The sequence below is a fragment of the Niveispirillum fermenti genome (assembly GCF_048066175.1).
Lineage (GTDB): Bacteria > Pseudomonadota > Alphaproteobacteria > Azospirillales > Azospirillaceae > Niveispirillum > Niveispirillum fermenti.
In genome coordinates, this window is record NZ_JBLTXA010000003.1 from 132,459 (window position 1) to 148,411 (window position 15,953).

At 66.5% G+C, this 15,953-nt stretch carries 16 protein-coding genes and 1 riboswitch; of the genes, 12 read left to right on the plus strand and 4 right to left on the minus strand.

What is annotated here, in order from left to right; genetic code table 11:
* Positions 1-118: 118 nt before the first annotated feature.
* The 6 genes from rpmB to ACM9LZ_RS04155 all read left to right on the plus strand — a co-directional run bounded on the left by rpmB (position 119) and on the right by ACM9LZ_RS04155 (position 5,553).
* Entirely contained in the window at positions 119-415 is a 297-nt protein-coding gene (gene rpmB, locus ACM9LZ_RS04130; protein WP_416618084.1) for a 50S ribosomal protein L28, read from the plus strand.
* A gap of 162 nt (positions 416-577) precedes the next feature.
* Positions 578-1,351: a queuosine precursor transporter gene (locus tag ACM9LZ_RS04135; RefSeq protein ID WP_416618085.1), complete on the plus strand. Its 774-nt coding sequence runs from the start codon at positions 578-580 to the stop codon at positions 1,349-1,351.
* Between the two features lie 126 nt (positions 1,352-1,477).
* On the plus strand, positions 1,478-2,728 hold the full coding sequence (gene tgt, locus ACM9LZ_RS04140) for a tRNA guanosine(34) transglycosylase Tgt (protein WP_416618086.1): 1,251 nt from the start codon (positions 1,478-1,480) through the stop codon (positions 2,726-2,728).
* The gene (locus ACM9LZ_RS04145) at positions 2,725-3,636 is read left to right on the plus strand and encodes a diguanylate cyclase (protein WP_416618087.1); all 912 of its coding nucleotides are present in this window, start codon (positions 2,725-2,727) and stop codon (positions 3,634-3,636) included. Before tgt ends, ACM9LZ_RS04145 begins: the two co-directional genes overlap by 4 nt.
* Positions 3,637-3,653: 17 nt before the next feature.
* Positions 3,654-4,430, plus strand: coding sequence for a glycosyltransferase family 2 protein (locus ACM9LZ_RS04150; RefSeq protein ID WP_416618088.1), 777 nt, complete (start codon positions 3,654-3,656; stop codon positions 4,428-4,430).
* A 130-nt stretch (positions 4,431-4,560) separates the two neighbouring features.
* Positions 4,561-5,553: a TerC family protein gene (locus ACM9LZ_RS04155; RefSeq protein WP_416618089.1), complete on the plus strand. Its 993-nt coding sequence runs from the start codon at positions 4,561-4,563 to the stop codon at positions 5,551-5,553.
* Positions 5,554-5,614: 61 nt separating this feature from the next.
* Here the strand turns inward: ACM9LZ_RS04155 and ACM9LZ_RS04160 are convergent, their stop codons facing one another.
* Positions 5,615-6,298: a DUF1194 domain-containing protein gene (locus tag ACM9LZ_RS04160; protein WP_416618090.1), complete on the minus strand. Its 684-nt coding sequence runs from the start codon at positions 6,296-6,298 to the stop codon at positions 5,615-5,617.
* Between the two features lie 25 nt (positions 6,299-6,323).
* On the minus strand, positions 6,324-7,412 hold the full coding sequence (mutY, locus tag ACM9LZ_RS04165) for an A/G-specific adenine glycosylase (protein WP_416618091.1): 1,089 nt from the start codon (positions 7,410-7,412) through the stop codon (positions 6,324-6,326).
* 28 nt (positions 7,413-7,440) lie between these two features.
* Here mutY and ACM9LZ_RS04170 point away from each other — a divergent pair, with 28 nt between their 5' ends.
* Positions 7,441-7,914 carry a DUF721 domain-containing protein gene (locus ACM9LZ_RS04170; protein WP_416618092.1) on the plus strand — a complete coding sequence of 158 codons (474 nt, stop codon included), beginning with the start codon at positions 7,441-7,443 and terminating at the stop codon, positions 7,912-7,914.
* Between the two features lie 40 nt (positions 7,915-7,954).
* Here ACM9LZ_RS04170 and ACM9LZ_RS04175 read toward each other — a convergent pair whose 3' ends face one another.
* On the minus strand, positions 7,955-9,124 hold the full coding sequence (locus ACM9LZ_RS04175) for an aminotransferase (protein WP_416618093.1): 1,170 nt from the start codon (positions 9,122-9,124) through the stop codon (positions 7,955-7,957).
* 81 nt (positions 9,125-9,205) lie between these two features.
* Positions 9,206-10,180: a 4-hydroxy-3-methylbut-2-enyl diphosphate reductase gene (gene ispH / locus ACM9LZ_RS04180; protein ID WP_416618094.1), complete on the minus strand. Its 975-nt coding sequence runs from the start codon at positions 10,178-10,180 to the stop codon at positions 9,206-9,208.
* A 167-nt stretch (positions 10,181-10,347) separates the two neighbouring features.
* Between ispH and ACM9LZ_RS04185 the strand changes: the two genes are divergently transcribed.
* From ACM9LZ_RS04185 to gcvPB, 5 genes are all read left to right on the plus strand, one after another.
* Positions 10,348-10,902, plus strand: coding sequence for a hypothetical protein (locus tag ACM9LZ_RS04185; RefSeq protein ID WP_416618095.1), 555 nt, complete (start codon positions 10,348-10,350; stop codon positions 10,900-10,902).
* 59 nt (positions 10,903-10,961) lie between these two features.
* Positions 10,962-11,062, plus strand: a riboswitch (glycine riboswitch).
* 171 nt (positions 11,063-11,233) lie between these two features.
* The gene (gene gcvT / locus ACM9LZ_RS04190; RefSeq protein ID WP_416618096.1) at positions 11,234-12,352 is read left to right on the plus strand and encodes a glycine cleavage system aminomethyltransferase GcvT; all 1,119 of its coding nucleotides are present in this window, start codon (positions 11,234-11,236) and stop codon (positions 12,350-12,352) included.
* Between the two features lie 193 nt (positions 12,353-12,545).
* Complete coding sequence (gene gcvH, locus ACM9LZ_RS04195; protein ID WP_416618097.1) at positions 12,546-12,917, plus strand: glycine cleavage system protein GcvH; 372 nt, start codon at positions 12,546-12,548, stop codon at positions 12,915-12,917.
* Positions 12,917-14,263, plus strand: coding sequence for an aminomethyl-transferring glycine dehydrogenase subunit GcvPA (gene gcvPA / locus ACM9LZ_RS04200; protein WP_416618098.1), 1,347 nt, complete (start codon positions 12,917-12,919; stop codon positions 14,261-14,263). Before gcvH ends, gcvPA begins: the two co-directional genes overlap by 1 nt.
* The gene (gcvPB, locus tag ACM9LZ_RS04205) at positions 14,263-15,816 is read left to right on the plus strand and encodes an aminomethyl-transferring glycine dehydrogenase subunit GcvPB (RefSeq protein WP_416618099.1); all 1,554 of its coding nucleotides are present in this window, start codon (positions 14,263-14,265) and stop codon (positions 15,814-15,816) included. Before gcvPA ends, gcvPB begins: the two co-directional genes overlap by 1 nt.
* Positions 15,817-15,953: the final 137 nt, after the last annotated feature.

Here is a 15,953-nt window from a genome sequence, read left to right on the forward strand (position 1 = left end):
GCTTCGTTGGTCGGGCGGGTTCCCGGCCGGCAATGTCGAGTTTCGTCGTCGAGTTTCGTCAGGGTGCGCCCCGGTATCTTCTTATCCGTGGCCGCCAGCAGCAAAGAATAGGTGTTCCATGTCCCGCAAGTGCGCCGTGACCGGCAAGGGTGTGCAGACCGGCAACAACGTCTCCCACGCCAACAACAAGTCCCGCCGGCGCTTCCTGCCGAACCTGCAGGAGACCTCCCTGCTGTCCGATGCGCTGGGCCGCATGGTGCGCCTGCGCCTGTCGACCAACGGCATCCGCACGATCGAGCACAAGGGTGGCCTGGACGCCGCCCTGCTGGACATCGCCGACGCCAAGCTGAGCGACGATGCCCGCAAGGTGAAGAAGCAGATCCAGAAGGCGCTGGCCGCCAAGTCCGCCGCCTGATCGGCGCGCGACGGTTCTTCTGATCGCTGCTGACGGTATCGTCGGCCCCGCGAGACATCCCGAGGGGATCGTTTCGCGGGGCCGCTGCCGTTTGCGGGCAGGGCCTTTCCATCCGGCCGTCGCCGGCCGGTGTGCCCGCCGTTCCTGCCAAGGTGCCGCCGCATGTCGCTGTCGCCCGCCGACCTGATCGCCTTTCTGAACGGGATGCCGCCCGAGGCGCTGCTGCTGTTCCAGGCCTTGTTCTGCTTCGGCACGATTCTGGTGATGGTGCGGCTGTTCGGGGCCGCCGGCCTCTACCTCTATATCGCCACGGCCGTCATCGCGGCGAATGTGGAGGTGCTGAAGGCCGTGCAGTTCAGCTTCTATGACCATCCCGTGGCCATGGGCACGGTGCTGTTCGGCTCCACCTATCTGGCGACCGACATCCTGACGGAACATTACGGGCGCCAGGCGGCGCGCCGGGCCATCTTCCTGTCCTTCGCCGCCTATCTGCTGTTCACGCTGCTGATGGTCCTGACGCTGGGCTTCCGGCCCATGAATGCCGAACAGGCGGCCGGCGGCATGGAATGGGCCCTGCCCATGCACGACCATATCGGCGCCCTGTTCAGCCCCGCCCCGGCCCTGTTCGCGGCCGGGATGACGGCCTATCTGACCAGCCAGCTTTTCGATGTCTGGGTCTATCAGCGGATCCGGGGCGTCACGGGTGACCGCCATCTCTGGCTGCGCAACAATGCCAGCACGATGCTGTCCTCCCTGGTCGACAACGTGATCTTCTCCGTCCTGGCCTGGGTCGTCTTTTCCCCCGACCCGGTGGGGTGGGAGGCGCTGTTCTATACCTATATCCTGGGCACCTATGGCATGCGCGTCGCCCTGACCGTGCTGGACACCCCCTTCATGTACCTGTCACGCCGCATGGTGCGGCGGGTGGATGGCTGAGGACGGAAGGGGTGGCGGCCAGCCATTCGCTGTGGCTTCTGTACAAAGCCGCCATTTTCGCCAATACCGGTAGGCAAGCGGCGCTGGGCGCCTGACCGTCACATCCGAAGAGTTTGTTTGCACGCCATGTCCGCAACATATCCCGGTTTCTCCTTCGACATCACGCATCGCGATCCGGCCGGGTCGAAGGCGCGGATCGGTACGCTGTCCACCCCGCATGGCGCCATCCAGACGCCGAATTTCATTTTCTGCGGCACCAAGGCGGCCATCAAGGGCCTGACCACGGAGCAGATGCGGGAAGAGAAGACGGACATCATCCTGGCCAATACCTACCATCTGATGATCCAGCCGGGCGCCGATCTGGTGGCGAAGCTGGGCGGCCTGCACAAGATGATGAATTGGCACGGGCCGATGCTGACCGACAGCGGCGGCTATCAGATTTTCGCCATGGGCCACGGGTCGGTGGCGGACGAGGTGAAGGGGCGGCGGACCACGACGCGCGAGAAGACGCTTCTGAAGATCACGGAGGAAGGGGCGACCTTCCGGTCCTACACCAATGGCGAAAAGCTGTTCCTGACGCCGGAGAAAAGCATCGACATCCAGCGCAAGCTGGGACCGGACTTCGTCGTGCAGCTTGATGAATGCACGCCCTTCCATGTCGATCGCAGGTACACGGCCCGTTCCATGAAGATGTCGCATCGCTGGGGCGACCGGTCGCTGGCGGCGTTCCGGGAATTTGGCGGCATCTCGGCCAATGGAATGCCGCAGGCCATGTATGGCATCGTCCAGGGCGGCGTCTATCCCGACCTGCGCAAGGAGAGTGCCGAGATCGTCGCCAGCCAGGATTTCTTCGCCACGGCCGTCGGCGGCTGCCTGGGCGCCACGCGCGAACAGATGCACGATGTGGTGGGCATGGCCATGGCGCATGTGCATCCCGACCGGCCGGTGCATCTGCTGGGTATCGGCGGCATCGTGGATATATTCGAAGGGGTGGCGCTGGGCATCGACACGTTCGACTGTGTCAGCCCCACCCGCATCGCCCGCCATGGCTGGGCCCTGGCGCCCGGCGTGAAGGGCGAACGGCTGAATATGCGCAATGCGCGGTTCAAGGATGATGATACGCCCATCGATGCCGAATGCGGCTGCTTCGCCTGCCGCACGGCCAGCCGGGGTTATGTCCACCATCTGCTGAAGGCGGAGGAGATGCTGGGCATGCAGTTGCTGACCATGCACAATGTCCACACCATGAACCGTCTGATGCGCGATATCCGCGCCGCCATCATCACCGGCACCCTGGCCGAGGCGCGGCGCAAATGGGTGTGGCAGCCGGGCGACGGGGCCGAGGGGGCCGAGGGGGCCGAGGGGAGAAGTAAATGAGCGAACCGGCCGGCGCGGCGCCTTCCACGACCATCGCCGGCCTGTCGGCGGTCGTGGACGAGCATCTGCGCTGGCTGACCCGCTGGCACCGGGCCGCCTTTTTCCCGCGCGAAAGCGGGCTGACCGGTCTTGATGACGTGCCCGTGCCGCCCGGCCTGGCGGCCTGGGTTGCACAGATGCGGCAGGACATGGTGGCCGACCAGCCGGCCATCGACCGGCTGATGCTGCTTCATGAGCAGTTGCACCGCATGGGCCGGCTGCTGCTGCTGCGGGCCATGGAGGGCGACCCGCCCGACCATGGCGCCTATGGCGCCGTGATGGACCGTTTCGATGAGTTCATCCAGCAATGCCGCCGCATCGAACGGGCGCTGTCGGTCGCGGGCAGCGGCATCGATCCGCTGACGGGCCTGCGCAACCGCACGGGCCTGATGGAGGAGGTGGGGCGCGAGCTGGCGCGCTTCGCCCGCACGGGCCAGCCCTTCTGCGTGGCCCTGTGCGATCTGGACCGGTTCAAGTCGGTCAATGACACCTTTGGGCACGAGGCCGGCGACCGCGTGCTGGTGGCCGCCGCCGGTTGTCTGGGCAGCGGCATCCGCGCGCTGGACGAAGCCTTCCGCCTGGGTGGAGAGGAAATCCTGATCCTTCTGAAGGAGACGGGGCTGGAAGAGGCCGTGGCCGTACTCGACCGGCTGCGCGCCGACCTGGCGGCGACGCCCGTGCAACTGGCCGACGGGCATGTGCTGCATGTCACGGCCAGCTTCGGCGTGGCCTGCCATGGCCTGGCCGAATCGGCCATCGGCCTGATGGCGGACCAGTTGCTGGAAAGGGCCGACCAGGCGCTTTATGCTGCCAAGCATGGCGGCCGCAACCGGGTGGAGGCCTGGCGGCCCGCCCATTCCCCTCCCTGATCGCCGGGCCGTCGCCGATGCCGCCGAAGCTGCCCCTGTCCGTCTTCATCATCTGCCAGGACGAGGCCGACCGGATCGGCCCCGTCATCCGGGCCGTGGCCGGCTGGGTGGACGAGGTGGTGGTGGTCGACAGCGGCAGCAGTGACGGCACGCCGGACCTGGCCCGGTCGCTGGGGGCCCGCGTCATCCACCATGACTGGCCGGGATACGGCCCGCAGAAACGCTATGCGGAGATGCAGTGCCGGCACGACTGGCTGCTGAACCTGGATGCCGACGAGGTGCCCGTGCCGGAACTGGAGGCGGAGGTGCGGTCCTTGTTCGCGGCCGGCCCGCCGGCGCACCAGGGATATCGCATACGCACCGTGATGGCCCTGCCGCATCAGCGCCGGCCGCACCGGTTCGCCCCCCGGCACAATTACATCCGCCTTTACGACCGGCGTCACGGGCGGTTCGCCGACAGCGCCACGCATGACGCCGTGGCAATGCACAGTGGAACGGTTGCCAGCCTGCGCGCCATCATCGTGCATTATTCCATCCGCAACCACGCCGACCTGATCGCCAAGCTGAACCGCTATTCCACGGCGCAGGCGGCGGAGATCGTGGGGGCGGGCAAGGCCGGACGCTATGGCGCGCTGCGCGCCGTCACGGAGTTCCCCGTCAACCTGCTGCGCTATTTCTTCCTGAAGGGCTATTGGGTTTTCGGGCTGTACGGGCTGGAACTGGCGGCCATCATCGCCTTTTTCCGGTTCGCGCGCGTGGCGAAGGTGCGCGAAATGCATCGCGTCCCCCCTTGAACAATACGGTCCGCTCATTACATTGCACCCCATCCGGGCCCCTCTGGCAGCCGAGGCGTCGGCTGTGATGTCGGATATGAACCCTCATCGCTGACGCAAGCATATCAGGCTGATCCAAGGAGGCGCTCCCATGGAGTTCCTGACAACGATCCTGCTTGAGCCGGTCATGGGTAAGGCCCTGTGGCTATGGCTCGTTTTCATGACCATCGTCCTCACGCTCCTGGCTTTCGACCTGGGCGTCCTCAACAAGAAGGACCATGAGATCGGAATCAAGGAAAGCCTTTATCTTTCGGCTTTCTATATCGTCATCGCCGTCATTTTCGGCAGTTGGGTCTGGTGGTATCTGGGGCCCGATCCGGGCATGCAGTACTTCACCGGCTATGCCCTGGAAAAGGCGCTGTCGCTCGACAATGTCTTCGTCATCTCCCTGATCTTCGGCTATCTGGCCATCCCGCGGCTCTATCAGCACCGGGTGCTGTTCTGGGGCATCCTGGGCGTCATCATCCTGCGCGGCGTGATGATCGGGCTGGGCACGGCGCTGGTCACGAAATGGTCCTGGATATTGTTCCTGTTCGGCGGCTTCCTGATCCTGACGGGTCTGAAGATGCTGTTCATCGCCGACAAGGATGACAAGACGCTGGACGACAATGCCATGGTGCGCTTCCTGCGCCGGCATGTCCGCGTGACCCCGGAACTGCATGGCAACAGCTTCTTCGTTCACCAGCCGCATCCCGCGACCGGCAAGCTCACGCGCTATGCCACGCCGCTGTTCCTGGCGCTGCTGATGGTGGAATTCGCGGACATCGTGTTCGCGGTGGACAGCGTGCCGGCCATCTTCGCCATCACGACCGATCCGTTCATCATCTATACCAGCAACATCTTCGCCATCCTGGGGCTGCGCGCGCTCTACTTCGCGCTGGCCGCCATGGTCCATCGCTTCGAATATCTGAAATATGCGCTGGCCCTGGTGCTGGTGTTCATCGGCGGCAAGATTTTCTGGAACCATTTCCAGGGGAAGATGGACCCGGCCATCTCGCTGTCCGTCACCTTCGTCCTGCTGGCCGGCGGCGTGGTCTATTCATTGCTGAAGACCCGCCGCGCGGAGGCCAAGGACAAGATCTGATGTGGGCCGGCGGGCGGGTGCAACACCCCGCCCGCCCCCGGTGCCGCCCCTTGGCAGGCGGTCACACCATCTCCGTCACCAGCTTGCCCAGCAGCACGCCGGCGAAGGCATCCAGGCTGTCGGCCGCGCGCACGAAGGCGTCGCGGCCGGTGATGACGTTGCCGGTATAGTAATTCTCCAGCCAGTCATATTCGTTCAGGATGGCCAGCGCGTTGATGGTGACATTGGCGCCGGCCGCATAGCCGCGGGCCGATCGCGGATCGATGCCGGCATTGCTGAAGCCGTTGGACACGACATCGATGGTCCGCCGGGCGGTACTGAAAGGTGCCTGGTCCAGAAGGGCCACGGCCCGCACCATGGCGCTGCCCAGTGCCGTCGCCCCGCCCATGGCCACACCGGGGGCAGCATCGATGCTGGCGGCGAAGGTCTCGCAATCGCTCCCCGTCCGCAGGTGCCGCCAGGGAACCAGGGTGGTCAGCGTATCGGGGCCGGCGAACTGGGCCAGCATGACGGCGATGCCATTGCCCCCGCCCCGGACGATGGCTTCGGCCACCGCCTTGTGCCGAAAGGCGGCGGCATGGCCGCGCAACTGGAAATCCAGCAATCCCTCATCGATGCTGGCCGATGCATCCACGGCCAGCAGCAGGGCGAGATCGACCGCCGGCGCCGGCTGGGCCAGTGCTGCGGGAACCGCTGGCAGGGCCGCCAGTCCTGACAGGATGGAACGACGCGACAGCAGGGTCACAGGATGCTCGGGGCCTCCGCCCGGTTCAGGCCATGCGGGTCAGCGCATGGCGCAAGATCTTCATCATGACGGTGGGCAGGGCTTCGTCCGCCAGCGCGTCGGGCGCCACCCATATCAGCCCCGGACCCTTTTCCTCTGTGCCGGCCGTCCGGCCCGCCACCACGCCAATTTCGAACTCGAAATGGGTGAAAGTATGACGGACCAGCCCCGGCAGCGCCTGCCAGCCGATGCCGGGCAGGGGGACGTGGCCGGCGGCGGCCGGCAGGGAGGGAAGGGGCGCCGTTTCCCACGGGGTGGTCGGCACCTCCATCATGCCGCCCAGCAATCCTTTCTCCGGCCGGCGGCGCAGCGCGACATGGCCGCGACCGTCGGTCAGCACAAAGGCCAGCGCCCGGCGCACGGGCTTTGCGGCCTTGGCCGTCTTGGCGGGCAGTTCCTCTGCGATGCCCTGCCGGCGGGCCCGGCACGGGTCGGCCCAGGGGCACAGGATGCAGCGCGGCTTGCGCGGCACGCAGATGCTGGCCCCCAGGTCGAACAGCGCCTGGGTATAATCGCCGGGGCGGGTTTCGGGCACCAGGGCGGCGGCATGGGCCTTCAGCACGGGTTTTGATCCCGGCAGCGGGTCGCGCACGGCATGCAGGCGGGCCATCACCCGCTCGACATTTCCATCCATGGCCGTGGCCGGCTTGTCGAACGCGATAGCCAGGATCGCGGCGGCCGTGTAGGTGCCGATGCCGGGCAGGGACAGCAGCCCCTCCTCGCTGTCGGGAAAGTGTCCGCCATGCCGGTCGGCCACGGTCACGGCGCATTTATGCAGGTTGCGGGCGCGGGCATAGTAGCCCAGCCCGGCCCAGGCCCGCAGCACATCATCCAGTTCGGCCGCCGCCAGGTCGGCAATGCCGGGCCATCGCGCCAGGAACGCCTGGAAATAGGGGCCAACCGTGGCCACCGTCGTCTGCTGGAGCATGATCTCCGACAGCCAGACGCGGTAGGGATCGGCTTTTTCCCCCGGCGCGGCGCGCCAGGGCAGCACGCGGCGGTGCCGGTCGTACCAGTTCAGCAGAAGGCGCGGCAGGTCACCGGGCTGGTCAGTGCCGGGGCGATCTGCTTTCATGGGGCCAGCAAGGGAAGATCGTGCTGTCATGAATGAACCTGGTGGTTTCGGGCCGCAGCGGCTCGGGCGGACATTGAAGACCATCGCCGGCAAGGCGCTGGGCAAGGATGGGCTGGCCTTCGGTGCATTGCTGACCGACTGGCCCACCATCATGGGCTCACGGCTGGCCGAGCAGACGGGGCCGCTGAAGCTCGTCTTTCCGGCAGGCCGGCGGGAGAATGCCGTGCTGCATATCCGCGTGTCCAGCGCGGCGGCCCTTCTGGTCCAGCATGAGGAGCCGCAGATCCTGGAGCGCATCAACGCCTTCATGGGCTGGCGGGCCGTGGCGCGTCTGAAACTGGTGCATGCCGGGCCGGCATTGCCGCAGAAGAACTATGCGCTGCGGCCGCTGAAACGGCTGGACCCGGTGAAGGAGGCCGAACTGACGGCCGCCACGGCCCCCGTCGACGATCCCGAACTGCGCGCCGCGCTGGAACGGCTGGGCCGGGCGCTTTCCGGATAGGCATAACCAGAGGTGGCCACCTGCCGGCCCCGCTTTCATCCTATCCGGCCAGCGCGCCGCGCCCCCGGATCAGCCGGGCTATGGCCTCGTCCAGTATTTCGTCCCGCTTGCAGAAGCAGAAACGGGCCAGATGCGTGGGCGCGTCCGCCTCATAGAAGGCGCTGAACGGGATGGCGGCCACGCCGACCCGTTCGGTCAGCAGGCGGCAGAAATCCTGATCGGCCATGTCGATGCCGCTGGCTTGCAGGTCCACGGCCAGGAAATAGGTCCCGGCACAGGGCAGCACGGCCAGCCCCACCGCCGACAGCCCGGCCGACAGCCGGTCGCGCCGCGCCTGCATGTCGGAAGCCAGCCCGGTGAAATAGCCATCATCCTTGGAAAGCCCCAGCGCCACGGCATGCTGCAGGTTGGGCGCCGTCGTGAAGGTCAGGAACTGGTGCGCCTTCATGACGGGTGCCAGCAGGTGCGGCGGCGCCGTGAGATAGCCGACCTTCCACCCGGTCAGGGAGAAGGTCTTGCCGGCCGATCCGATGCGCAGCGTGCGCTCGCGCATGCCGGGCAGGGTCATTAACGGGATGTGCGGCCGCCCGTCGAATACCAGATGCTCATAGACCTCGTCGCACAGCGCGATGGCATCATGGGCGATGACGCGGCCGGCCAGCAATTCCAGCTCCGCGCGCGTCCAGACCTTGCCGGCCGGGTTCTGCGGGTTGTTGATCAGCACCAGCTTGGTGCGTTCCGAAAAGACGGCATCCAGGTCGGCCGCGGAGAAGGACCAGTCCGGCGCCTTCAGGCTGACGAAGCGCGGCACGGCCCCGGCCCGCCGGATGAGGGGGACATAGCTGTCATAGAGCGGCTGGAACAGCACCACCTCGTCCCCCGGCTCCAGCAGGCCGAACAGACAGGCCGCCAGCACCTCCGTGGCACCGCAGGCCACCATGGTTTCCGTCGCCCAGTCGATGTCCAGGCCATAGAATCGCCGGCCATGGGCCGCCACGGCCTGACGCAGGGCCGGCAGGCCCGGCATGGGCGGATACTGGTTCCAGCCGCTGGCAAGATAGTCGGCGGCGGCGGCCACGATGTCGGGCGGGCCGTTGCCATCCGGGAAGCCCTGACCCAGATTGACGGCCTTGTGCTGGTCGGCCAGCCGCGACATGACCTCGAATATGGTCGTGCCGTAGGAGGACAGGACGGAATTGCCTGATTTCATCGTGAACCCTGGCTGATCGTGCGGAACGGGGGAAGGCCGGGACCGGGCAATACCACCGGTCAAGATAACCAGCCGCTGGTGTTATTCCGCGGCCAGCACGCGCGGCAGCTTGAAGGTGACGTTCTCCGTTGCCGTCACGACTTCCTCCACCGTCACCGCGAATCGTTCGCCCAGGGCGGCCAGCACCTCGTCCACCAGCACTTCCGGGGCCGACGCGCCGGCCGTGATCCCCAGGGTCCGGATATTCTCCAGCCGGTCCCAGTCGATCTGGGCGGCCCGCTGCACCAGCATGGCACGGGTACAGCCATGGGCGCGCGCCACCTCCACCAGCCGGACGGAATTGGACGAGTTGGGGGCCCCCAGCACCAGCAGCGCATCGGCGCCGGTCGCGATGGCCTTCACGGCCGCCTGCCGGTTCGTGGTGGCGTAGCAGATATCCTCCCGCTTCGGGCCGGCGATGGTGGGAAAGCGGGTGCGCAGCGCCTCCACGATGGCGCCCGTGTCGTCGACCGACAGGGTGGTCTGCGTGGCGAAGGCCAGGTTGTCGGGATCATCGACCGACAGGGTGGCGACATCGGCCACCGTCTCCACCAGTTTCACGGCCCCATCGGGCAACTGGCCGATCGTGCCCACCACCTCCGGATGGCCGGCATGGCCGATCAGGATGACGGTGCGTCCCGTCTCGAAATGGCGCTCCGCCTCGCGGTGGACCTTGGAAACCAGGGGGCAGGTTGCATCCACGAAGATCATGTTGCGCCGCTGAGCCTCGGCCGGAACCGATTTGGGCACGCCATGGGCGGAAAACACCACGGGCCTGTCGTCCGGCACCTCGTCCAGTTCCTGCACGAACACGGCACCCTTGGCTTCCAGGCTTTCCACCACGAAGCGGTTATGCACGATCTCGTGCCGGACATAGACGGGGGCGCCGAATTTCCGCAGGGCCGTTTCCACGATCTGGATGGCGCGGTCCACCCCGGCACAGAATCCCCGGGGTGCCGCCAGCAGCACGTGCAGCGGCGGAAGCGGGGCGGCGGGGCGGGCAATGTTCTCGGACATGATGATGGGATGATCCCTGTCGAAGCGTGTCAGCGGTTGGGGCCATGCTTGCGCGGCCGGATGGCCCCCTATATTGTCGCAACCCGGCATATATAGGGTGCGGGCCATGCTGTTGACATGGTCGCCGCCCAATCTGGCCGCGGTGAACGGAAGTGAACGGACCCTTGATGACCAGCCCTTGCTCGATGAAGACCCGGCCCGACCATAAACCGGTTTCGCCGGTCAGGAAAGCCGCCCGCCGCTGGACCCTGGCCGCTTTGGCGGGGATGGGTGTCCTGACGCTGGGCGCCTGTTCGGACAATGAACACATGATCGCCGCCTGCCCCAATGTGGGCGTGCTGCGCGATGCCGGCACGGCCCGCAGCGAGGCCGGTGTGGCCATCCTGTCCGGCATCCTGGCCAATTGCGGCTATGACGACAATTCGGTCACCGTTGCCGCCAACCTGGTCATCACGGGCCGCGCGGCCGATGGGGGCACGGCCACCGCCATCCCGGTCACCTATTTCGTCGCCGTGACGGACCCGGACCGCAACATCCTGTCAAAGAAGACCTTCACGACGTCCGTGCCCCTGTCGGGCGGGGCCGGCACGGTGGAACAGAAGCTGACCCAGGTCATCCCCGCGCCCAAGACCATGGATGCGCGCTGGTTCGAGGTCCTGGTCGGCTTCCAGCTCACCCCGGAAGAGATCGCTGCCAACCGGGCGTCGAACGAGGGGCGGTGACCCTTCACTGGGGGTTGACAGGCGCGAAGGTAAGCGTAGGTTAGCGCCCGCATAGCCGATGACCCCATGCGGGAGAGACCGGCCCCTGGCAACGGGGTGTCCGGCGCCGAAGGAGCAACCGCCCCCGGAAACTCTCAGGCAAAAGGACCGCACAGGGTAGGCGCATCTGGAAAGCAGGCGGGTCCGGCAACGGGCCGACAGCCCACCGACGGAGTAAGCCGACGTGTGAACCGCGCGGCGAATCTCTCAGGGGCCAGGACAGAGGGGGGCGAACCGCCGCGGGGAGGCGCCCCGTGACGGCCGCACTCTGTCCTGATGGGAGTGTCCCGCCTTGGGTGACACCAGCCTGCTGCGCACACCGCTTCATGATCTTCACGTCGAACTGGGCGCCAGGATGGTGCCGTTCGCCGGTTATGACATGCCGGTCCAGTATCCGCTGGGCGTGCTGAAGGAGCATCTGCACACGAGAGCCCGCGCCGGTCTGTTCGATGTGTCGCACATGGGACAGGTCCGCCTGCGGGGGGGCGGCATCGACAGCGTGATCAAGGCGCTGGAAGCGCTGGTGCCGGGCGATATCGCGGCCTTGGCGCCGGGCCGCATCCGCTACACCATGTTCACCAATGATGAAGGCGGCATCCTGGATGACCTGATGGTCACCCGGTTCGAGGATCACCTCTATGTGGTGATCAATGCCGGCTGCAAGGCGGAGGATCTGGCCCACCTGAAGGCCAGCCTGCCCGCCGACGTGACCATCGACTATCTGGGCGACGATGCCGGCCTGCTGGCCCTGCAGGGGCCGGAGGCGGCGTCCATCCTGTCCCGCCTGCTGCCCGAAGCGGCGGCCATGGGCTTCATGAGCGCGCGCCAGGCTGTCATCGGCGGCATTCCCGTGCAGATCAGCCGCTCGGGCTATACCGGCGAGGACGGGTACGAGATCAGCGTGGCCGCGGCCGATGCCGAAGGGCTGGCCCGCCTGCTGCTCGCCCAGGACGGGGTGGAGGCGATCGGGCTGGGTGCGCGCGATTCGCTGCGCCTGGAAGCCGGCCTGTGCCTTTATGGTCATGACATCGACACCACCACCGATCCGGTGGAAGCCGCCCTGACCTGGACCATCTCCAAACGCCGGAAGGCAGAGGGCGGGTTTCCCGGTGCATCGGTGGTGCAGTCCCGACTGGCTGCCGGCCCCGCCCGCAAGCGCGTGGGCATCCAGCCGGAAGGCAAGGCGCCGGCCCGTGAGCATACCGAAATCCAGGACCTGTCCGGCAATCGTATCGGGGAGATCACCAGCGGCGGCTTCGGCCCCACGGCCGGCGGCCCTGTTGCCATGGGCTATGTCGATGCCGGCTTTGCCGCCGTCGGCACGGAGGTCCGGCTGATCGTCCGTGGCAAGGCTTTGCCCGCCAAGGTGGCCGCCATGCCGTTCGCACCGCACCGCTATTTCAAGGGCTGAGGGTCGCAAGACCCTCTTCCCCGCCGCACAGATGCTGCCATTGCTGTGAAAGTGCCTGGGCGCTGATTGACCATTCCTCATCACGCCGTCTTCCCCGCTTTCGTGGGGATGGCCGTGATGAGGGGCCAAGCGCAGACACAGCAATGGCAACCAACCGACCTTCCCATCCCCCAAGACCCGAGAGACCCGACCCATGACCATCCGTTTCACCAAGGACCATGAGTGGATCAGCCTGGACGGTGGTGTTGCCACCGTCGGCATCACCGACTATGCCCAGAACGCGCTGGGCGACGTGGTGTTCGTCGAGGTGCCGGACGCCGGCAAGGTCCTGACCCAGGGGGCGGAAGCCGCTGTGGTGGAATCGGTGAAGGCCGCCTCGGAGATCTATGCGCCCGTCGCTGGCACGGTCCTGGAGGGCAATGCCGCCCTGGCCGATGAGCCGGCCCTGGCCAACACCGACCCGCAGGGTGACGGCTGGTTCTTCAAGATGACCATTGCCGATCAGGCGCAGTTCGACGCCCTGATGGACCAGGACGCCTATAACGACTTCATTCAGGGGCTGTGATGCGTTACCTGCCGCTGACGGATGCCGACCGTGCCGCCATGCTGTCCACCATCGGGGTGGACAGCGTGGATGCCCTGTTCCGTGACGTGCCCGACCATGCAAGGCTGCCGGGCAAGATCGCGGGCCTGCCCGACCATAAGGGCGAACTGGAGGTGGAACGCCACCTGTCGCGCCTGGCCGCCAGGAACGTCGCGGCCTCGACCGTGCCGTTCTTCGTGGGGGCGGGGGCCTACAAGCACCATGTGCCCGCCTCGGTCGATCAGATCCTGCTGCGTGGCGAGTTCCTGACCAGTTACACGCCGTACCAGCCGGAAGTCACCCAGGGCACGCTGCAATATCTGTTCGAGTTCCAGACCCAGGTGGCGGTGTTGACCGGCATGGATGTGGCCAACGCCTCCATGTATGACGGGGCGACGGGCACGGCGGAGGCCGTCCTGATGGCCGCCCGCGTCAACAAGCGCAACAAGGTCATCCTGTCCGGCGGCCTGCACCCGCATTACCGCGAAGTGGTGGAAACCACCTGTGGCGTGATGGGTATGGATATCCGCGCCCAGGCGCCGGACTGGAAGAATGCCGAGGAGCTGTCGGCCCTGCTGGACGCGGAGACCTCGGCCGTCGTCGTGCAGACCCCGTCCCTGTTCGGCCATCTGCGCGACTTCACGGCACTGTGCGAGGCGGCGCACGCCAAGGGCGTGATGGTCATCGTGGTGGTGACGGAGGTGGTGTCGCTGGGCCTGTTGCCGTCGCCCGGTTCCATGGGGGCCGATATCGTGGTCTGCGAGGGGCAGAGCATCGGCAATGGCCTGAATTTCGGCGGTCCTTACGTGGGCCTGTTCGCCACGCGCGACAAATTCGTGCGCCAGATGCCGGGCCGCCTGTGCGGCCAGACGGTGGATGCCGATGGCAAGCGTGGTTTCGTGCTGACCCTCTCGACGCGCGAGCAGCATATTCGCCGCGAGAAGGCGACGTCGAACATCTGCACCAATTCCGGCCTGTGTGCGCTTGCCTTCACCATCCACCTGTCGCTGCTGGGCGAGCAGGGGCTGGTGCAACTGGCCCGCATCAACCACGCCAATGCTGTGATGCTGGCCGACAAGCTGTCGGCGGTGAAGGGGGTCAGCGTCGTCAATGACGGGTTCTTCAACGAATTCACGGTAAAGCTGCCCCGGAAGGCGGCGAAGGTCGTCTCCAAGCTGGCGGCCAGGAACATCCTGGCCGGCGTGCCGGTCAGCCGCCTGCACCCGGATGTGGAAGGGCTGGACGATCTGCTGCTGGTCGCGGTCACCGAGATCAGCAGTGTGGAAGACATGGACGCGCTGGCGCGCGGCCTGGAGGAGGTTCTCTGATGGCCATGAACAGCCAGGGTCGCGACAGCACCCCCCATGCCGTGTCGATCACGGACGAAATCGTCACCTTCACCGGCAACAAGGCGCTGCAGCAGGAAGAGGCGCTGATCTTCGAACTGGACAATCCGGGCGCCATCGGCGTGGACTTGGACGAACCGGTGACCGCCGCCACCCGCCTGGGGGGCCTCAGCCCGCGTGCCGGTGTCGGCCTGCCGTCGCTGGCCGAGCCCGATGTGGTGCGCCATTACACGCGCCTGTCCCAGAAGAACTTCGCCATCGACACGACCCTCTATCCGCTGGGGTCCTGCACGATGAAACACAATCCGCGTCTGAACGAGAAGGTGGCCCGCCTGCCGGGCTTCAGCGATATCCACCCGATGCAGCCGGTGGAAACGGTTCAGGGTGCGCTGGAACTGATCGATCAACTGGCGCACTGGCTTAAGACGCTGACCGGTATGCCCGCCGTCGCCATGTCACCGGGCGCCGGCGCGCATGGGGAGCTGTGCGGCCTGATGGCCATCCATGCGGCGTTGGAAGCACGGGGCGAAAGCCGTCGCCGCCGCGTGCTGGTTCCCGAATCGGCCCATGGCACCAACCCGGCCACGGCCGCCTTCTGCGGTTTCACCGTCGACACGATCCCGACGGAGGATAATGGCCGTGTCAGCGTGGAGGCCGTGAAGGCCAAGCTGGGCGACGATGTCGCCTGCATCATGCTGACCAACCCCAATACCTGCGGCCTGTTCGAACCGCAGATCAGGGAAATCGCCGACGCGGTGCATGCGGCCGGCGGCTATTTCTATTGCGATGGTGCGAATTACAACGCCATTGTCGGCCGGGTCCGCCCCGCCGACCTGGGCGTCGATGCCATGCACATCAACCTGCACAAGACCTTCTCCACCCCGCATGGCGGCGGCGGTCCGGGTTCCGGCCCGGTGGTGCTGTCCGACGCCCTGGCCCCCTTCGCGCCGCTGCCCTTCGTGGTGCATGGCAAGGACGGGTTCACCCTGGTCGAACATGCCAGGGATGCCGGCGAGGCCCGGCCCTTCGGCCGGCTGAAGGGCTTCCATGGCCAGATGGGCATGTTCGTGCGGGCGCTGGCCTACATGCTGTCGCACGGGGCGGACGGGCTGCGACAGGTGTCTTCCGACGCCGTACTCAATGCCAATTACGTGCTGGCCAGCCTGAAGGATGTGATGTCGGCCTCGTTCGAGGGGCCGTGCATGCACGAGGCCCTGTTCGACGACCGCTTCCTGAAGGGTACGGGCGTCACCCCACTGGATTTCGCCAAGGCGATGATCGACGAGGGTTATCATCCCATGACGATGTATTTCCCGCTGGTCGTACACGGCGCCCTGCTGATCGAGCCGACGGAAACGGAAAGCAAGCGCACGCTGGACCTGTTCATCGGGACCATGCGTCATCTGGCGGCGAAGGCCAGGGCGGGTGACCAAACCCATTTCCAGGCCTCCCCCCGGCTGACCCCGCGCAAGCGGCTGGACGAAACGCAGGCGGCCCGCAAGCCTGTACTGCGGTGGACCAGGCCCGCCGCCTGACAGCGGCAGGTCAGGGGGCCTGATAGGGATGGGGTCATTGTCCCGGGGTGAACGGAACGGATTGCGGGCCTTCCGTCACCCCGTCATCCAGGGACAATCCCTGTGTCGTTTATCGGCCATGCCAGTTCCCGGTGATC

Bases quoted from the DNA above. Each gene is read 5' to 3' on its own strand.
- rpmB (WP_416618084.1), top strand. From the start codon at position 119: ATGTCCCGCAAGTGCGCCGTGACCGGCAAGGGTGTGCAGACCGGCAAC.
- ACM9LZ_RS04135 (WP_416618085.1), top strand. From the start codon at position 578: ATGTCGCTGTCGCCCGCCGACCTGATCGCCTTTCTGAACGGGATGCCG.
- tgt (WP_416618086.1), top strand. From the start codon at position 1,478: ATGTCCGCAACATATCCCGGTTTCTCCTTCGACATCACGCATCGCGAT.
- ACM9LZ_RS04145 (WP_416618087.1), top strand. From the start codon at position 2,725: ATGAGCGAACCGGCCGGCGCGGCGCCTTCCACGACCATCGCCGGCCTG.
- ACM9LZ_RS04150 (WP_416618088.1), top strand. From the start codon at position 3,654: ATGCCGCCGAAGCTGCCCCTGTCCGTCTTCATCATCTGCCAGGACGAG.
- ACM9LZ_RS04155 (WP_416618089.1), top strand. From the start codon at position 4,561: ATGGAGTTCCTGACAACGATCCTGCTTGAGCCGGTCATGGGTAAGGCC.
- mutY (WP_416618091.1), bottom strand. From the start codon at position 7,412: ATGAAAGCAGATCGCCCCGGCACTGACCAGCCCGGTGACCTGCCGCGC.
- ACM9LZ_RS04170 (WP_416618092.1), top strand. From the start codon at position 7,441: ATGAATGAACCTGGTGGTTTCGGGCCGCAGCGGCTCGGGCGGACATTG.
- ACM9LZ_RS04175 (WP_416618093.1), bottom strand. From the start codon at position 9,124: ATGAAATCAGGCAATTCCGTCCTGTCCTCCTACGGCACGACCATATTC.
- ispH (WP_416618094.1), bottom strand. From the start codon at position 10,180: ATGTCCGAGAACATTGCCCGCCCCGCCGCCCCGCTTCCGCCGCTGCAC.
- ACM9LZ_RS04185 (WP_416618095.1), top strand. From the start codon at position 10,348: ATGACCAGCCCTTGCTCGATGAAGACCCGGCCCGACCATAAACCGGTT.
- gcvH (WP_416618097.1), top strand. From the start codon at position 12,546: ATGACCATCCGTTTCACCAAGGACCATGAGTGGATCAGCCTGGACGGT.
- gcvPA (WP_416618098.1), top strand. From the start codon at position 12,917: ATGCGTTACCTGCCGCTGACGGATGCCGACCGTGCCGCCATGCTGTCC.
- gcvPB (WP_416618099.1), top strand. From the start codon at position 14,263: ATGGCCATGAACAGCCAGGGTCGCGACAGCACCCCCCATGCCGTGTCG.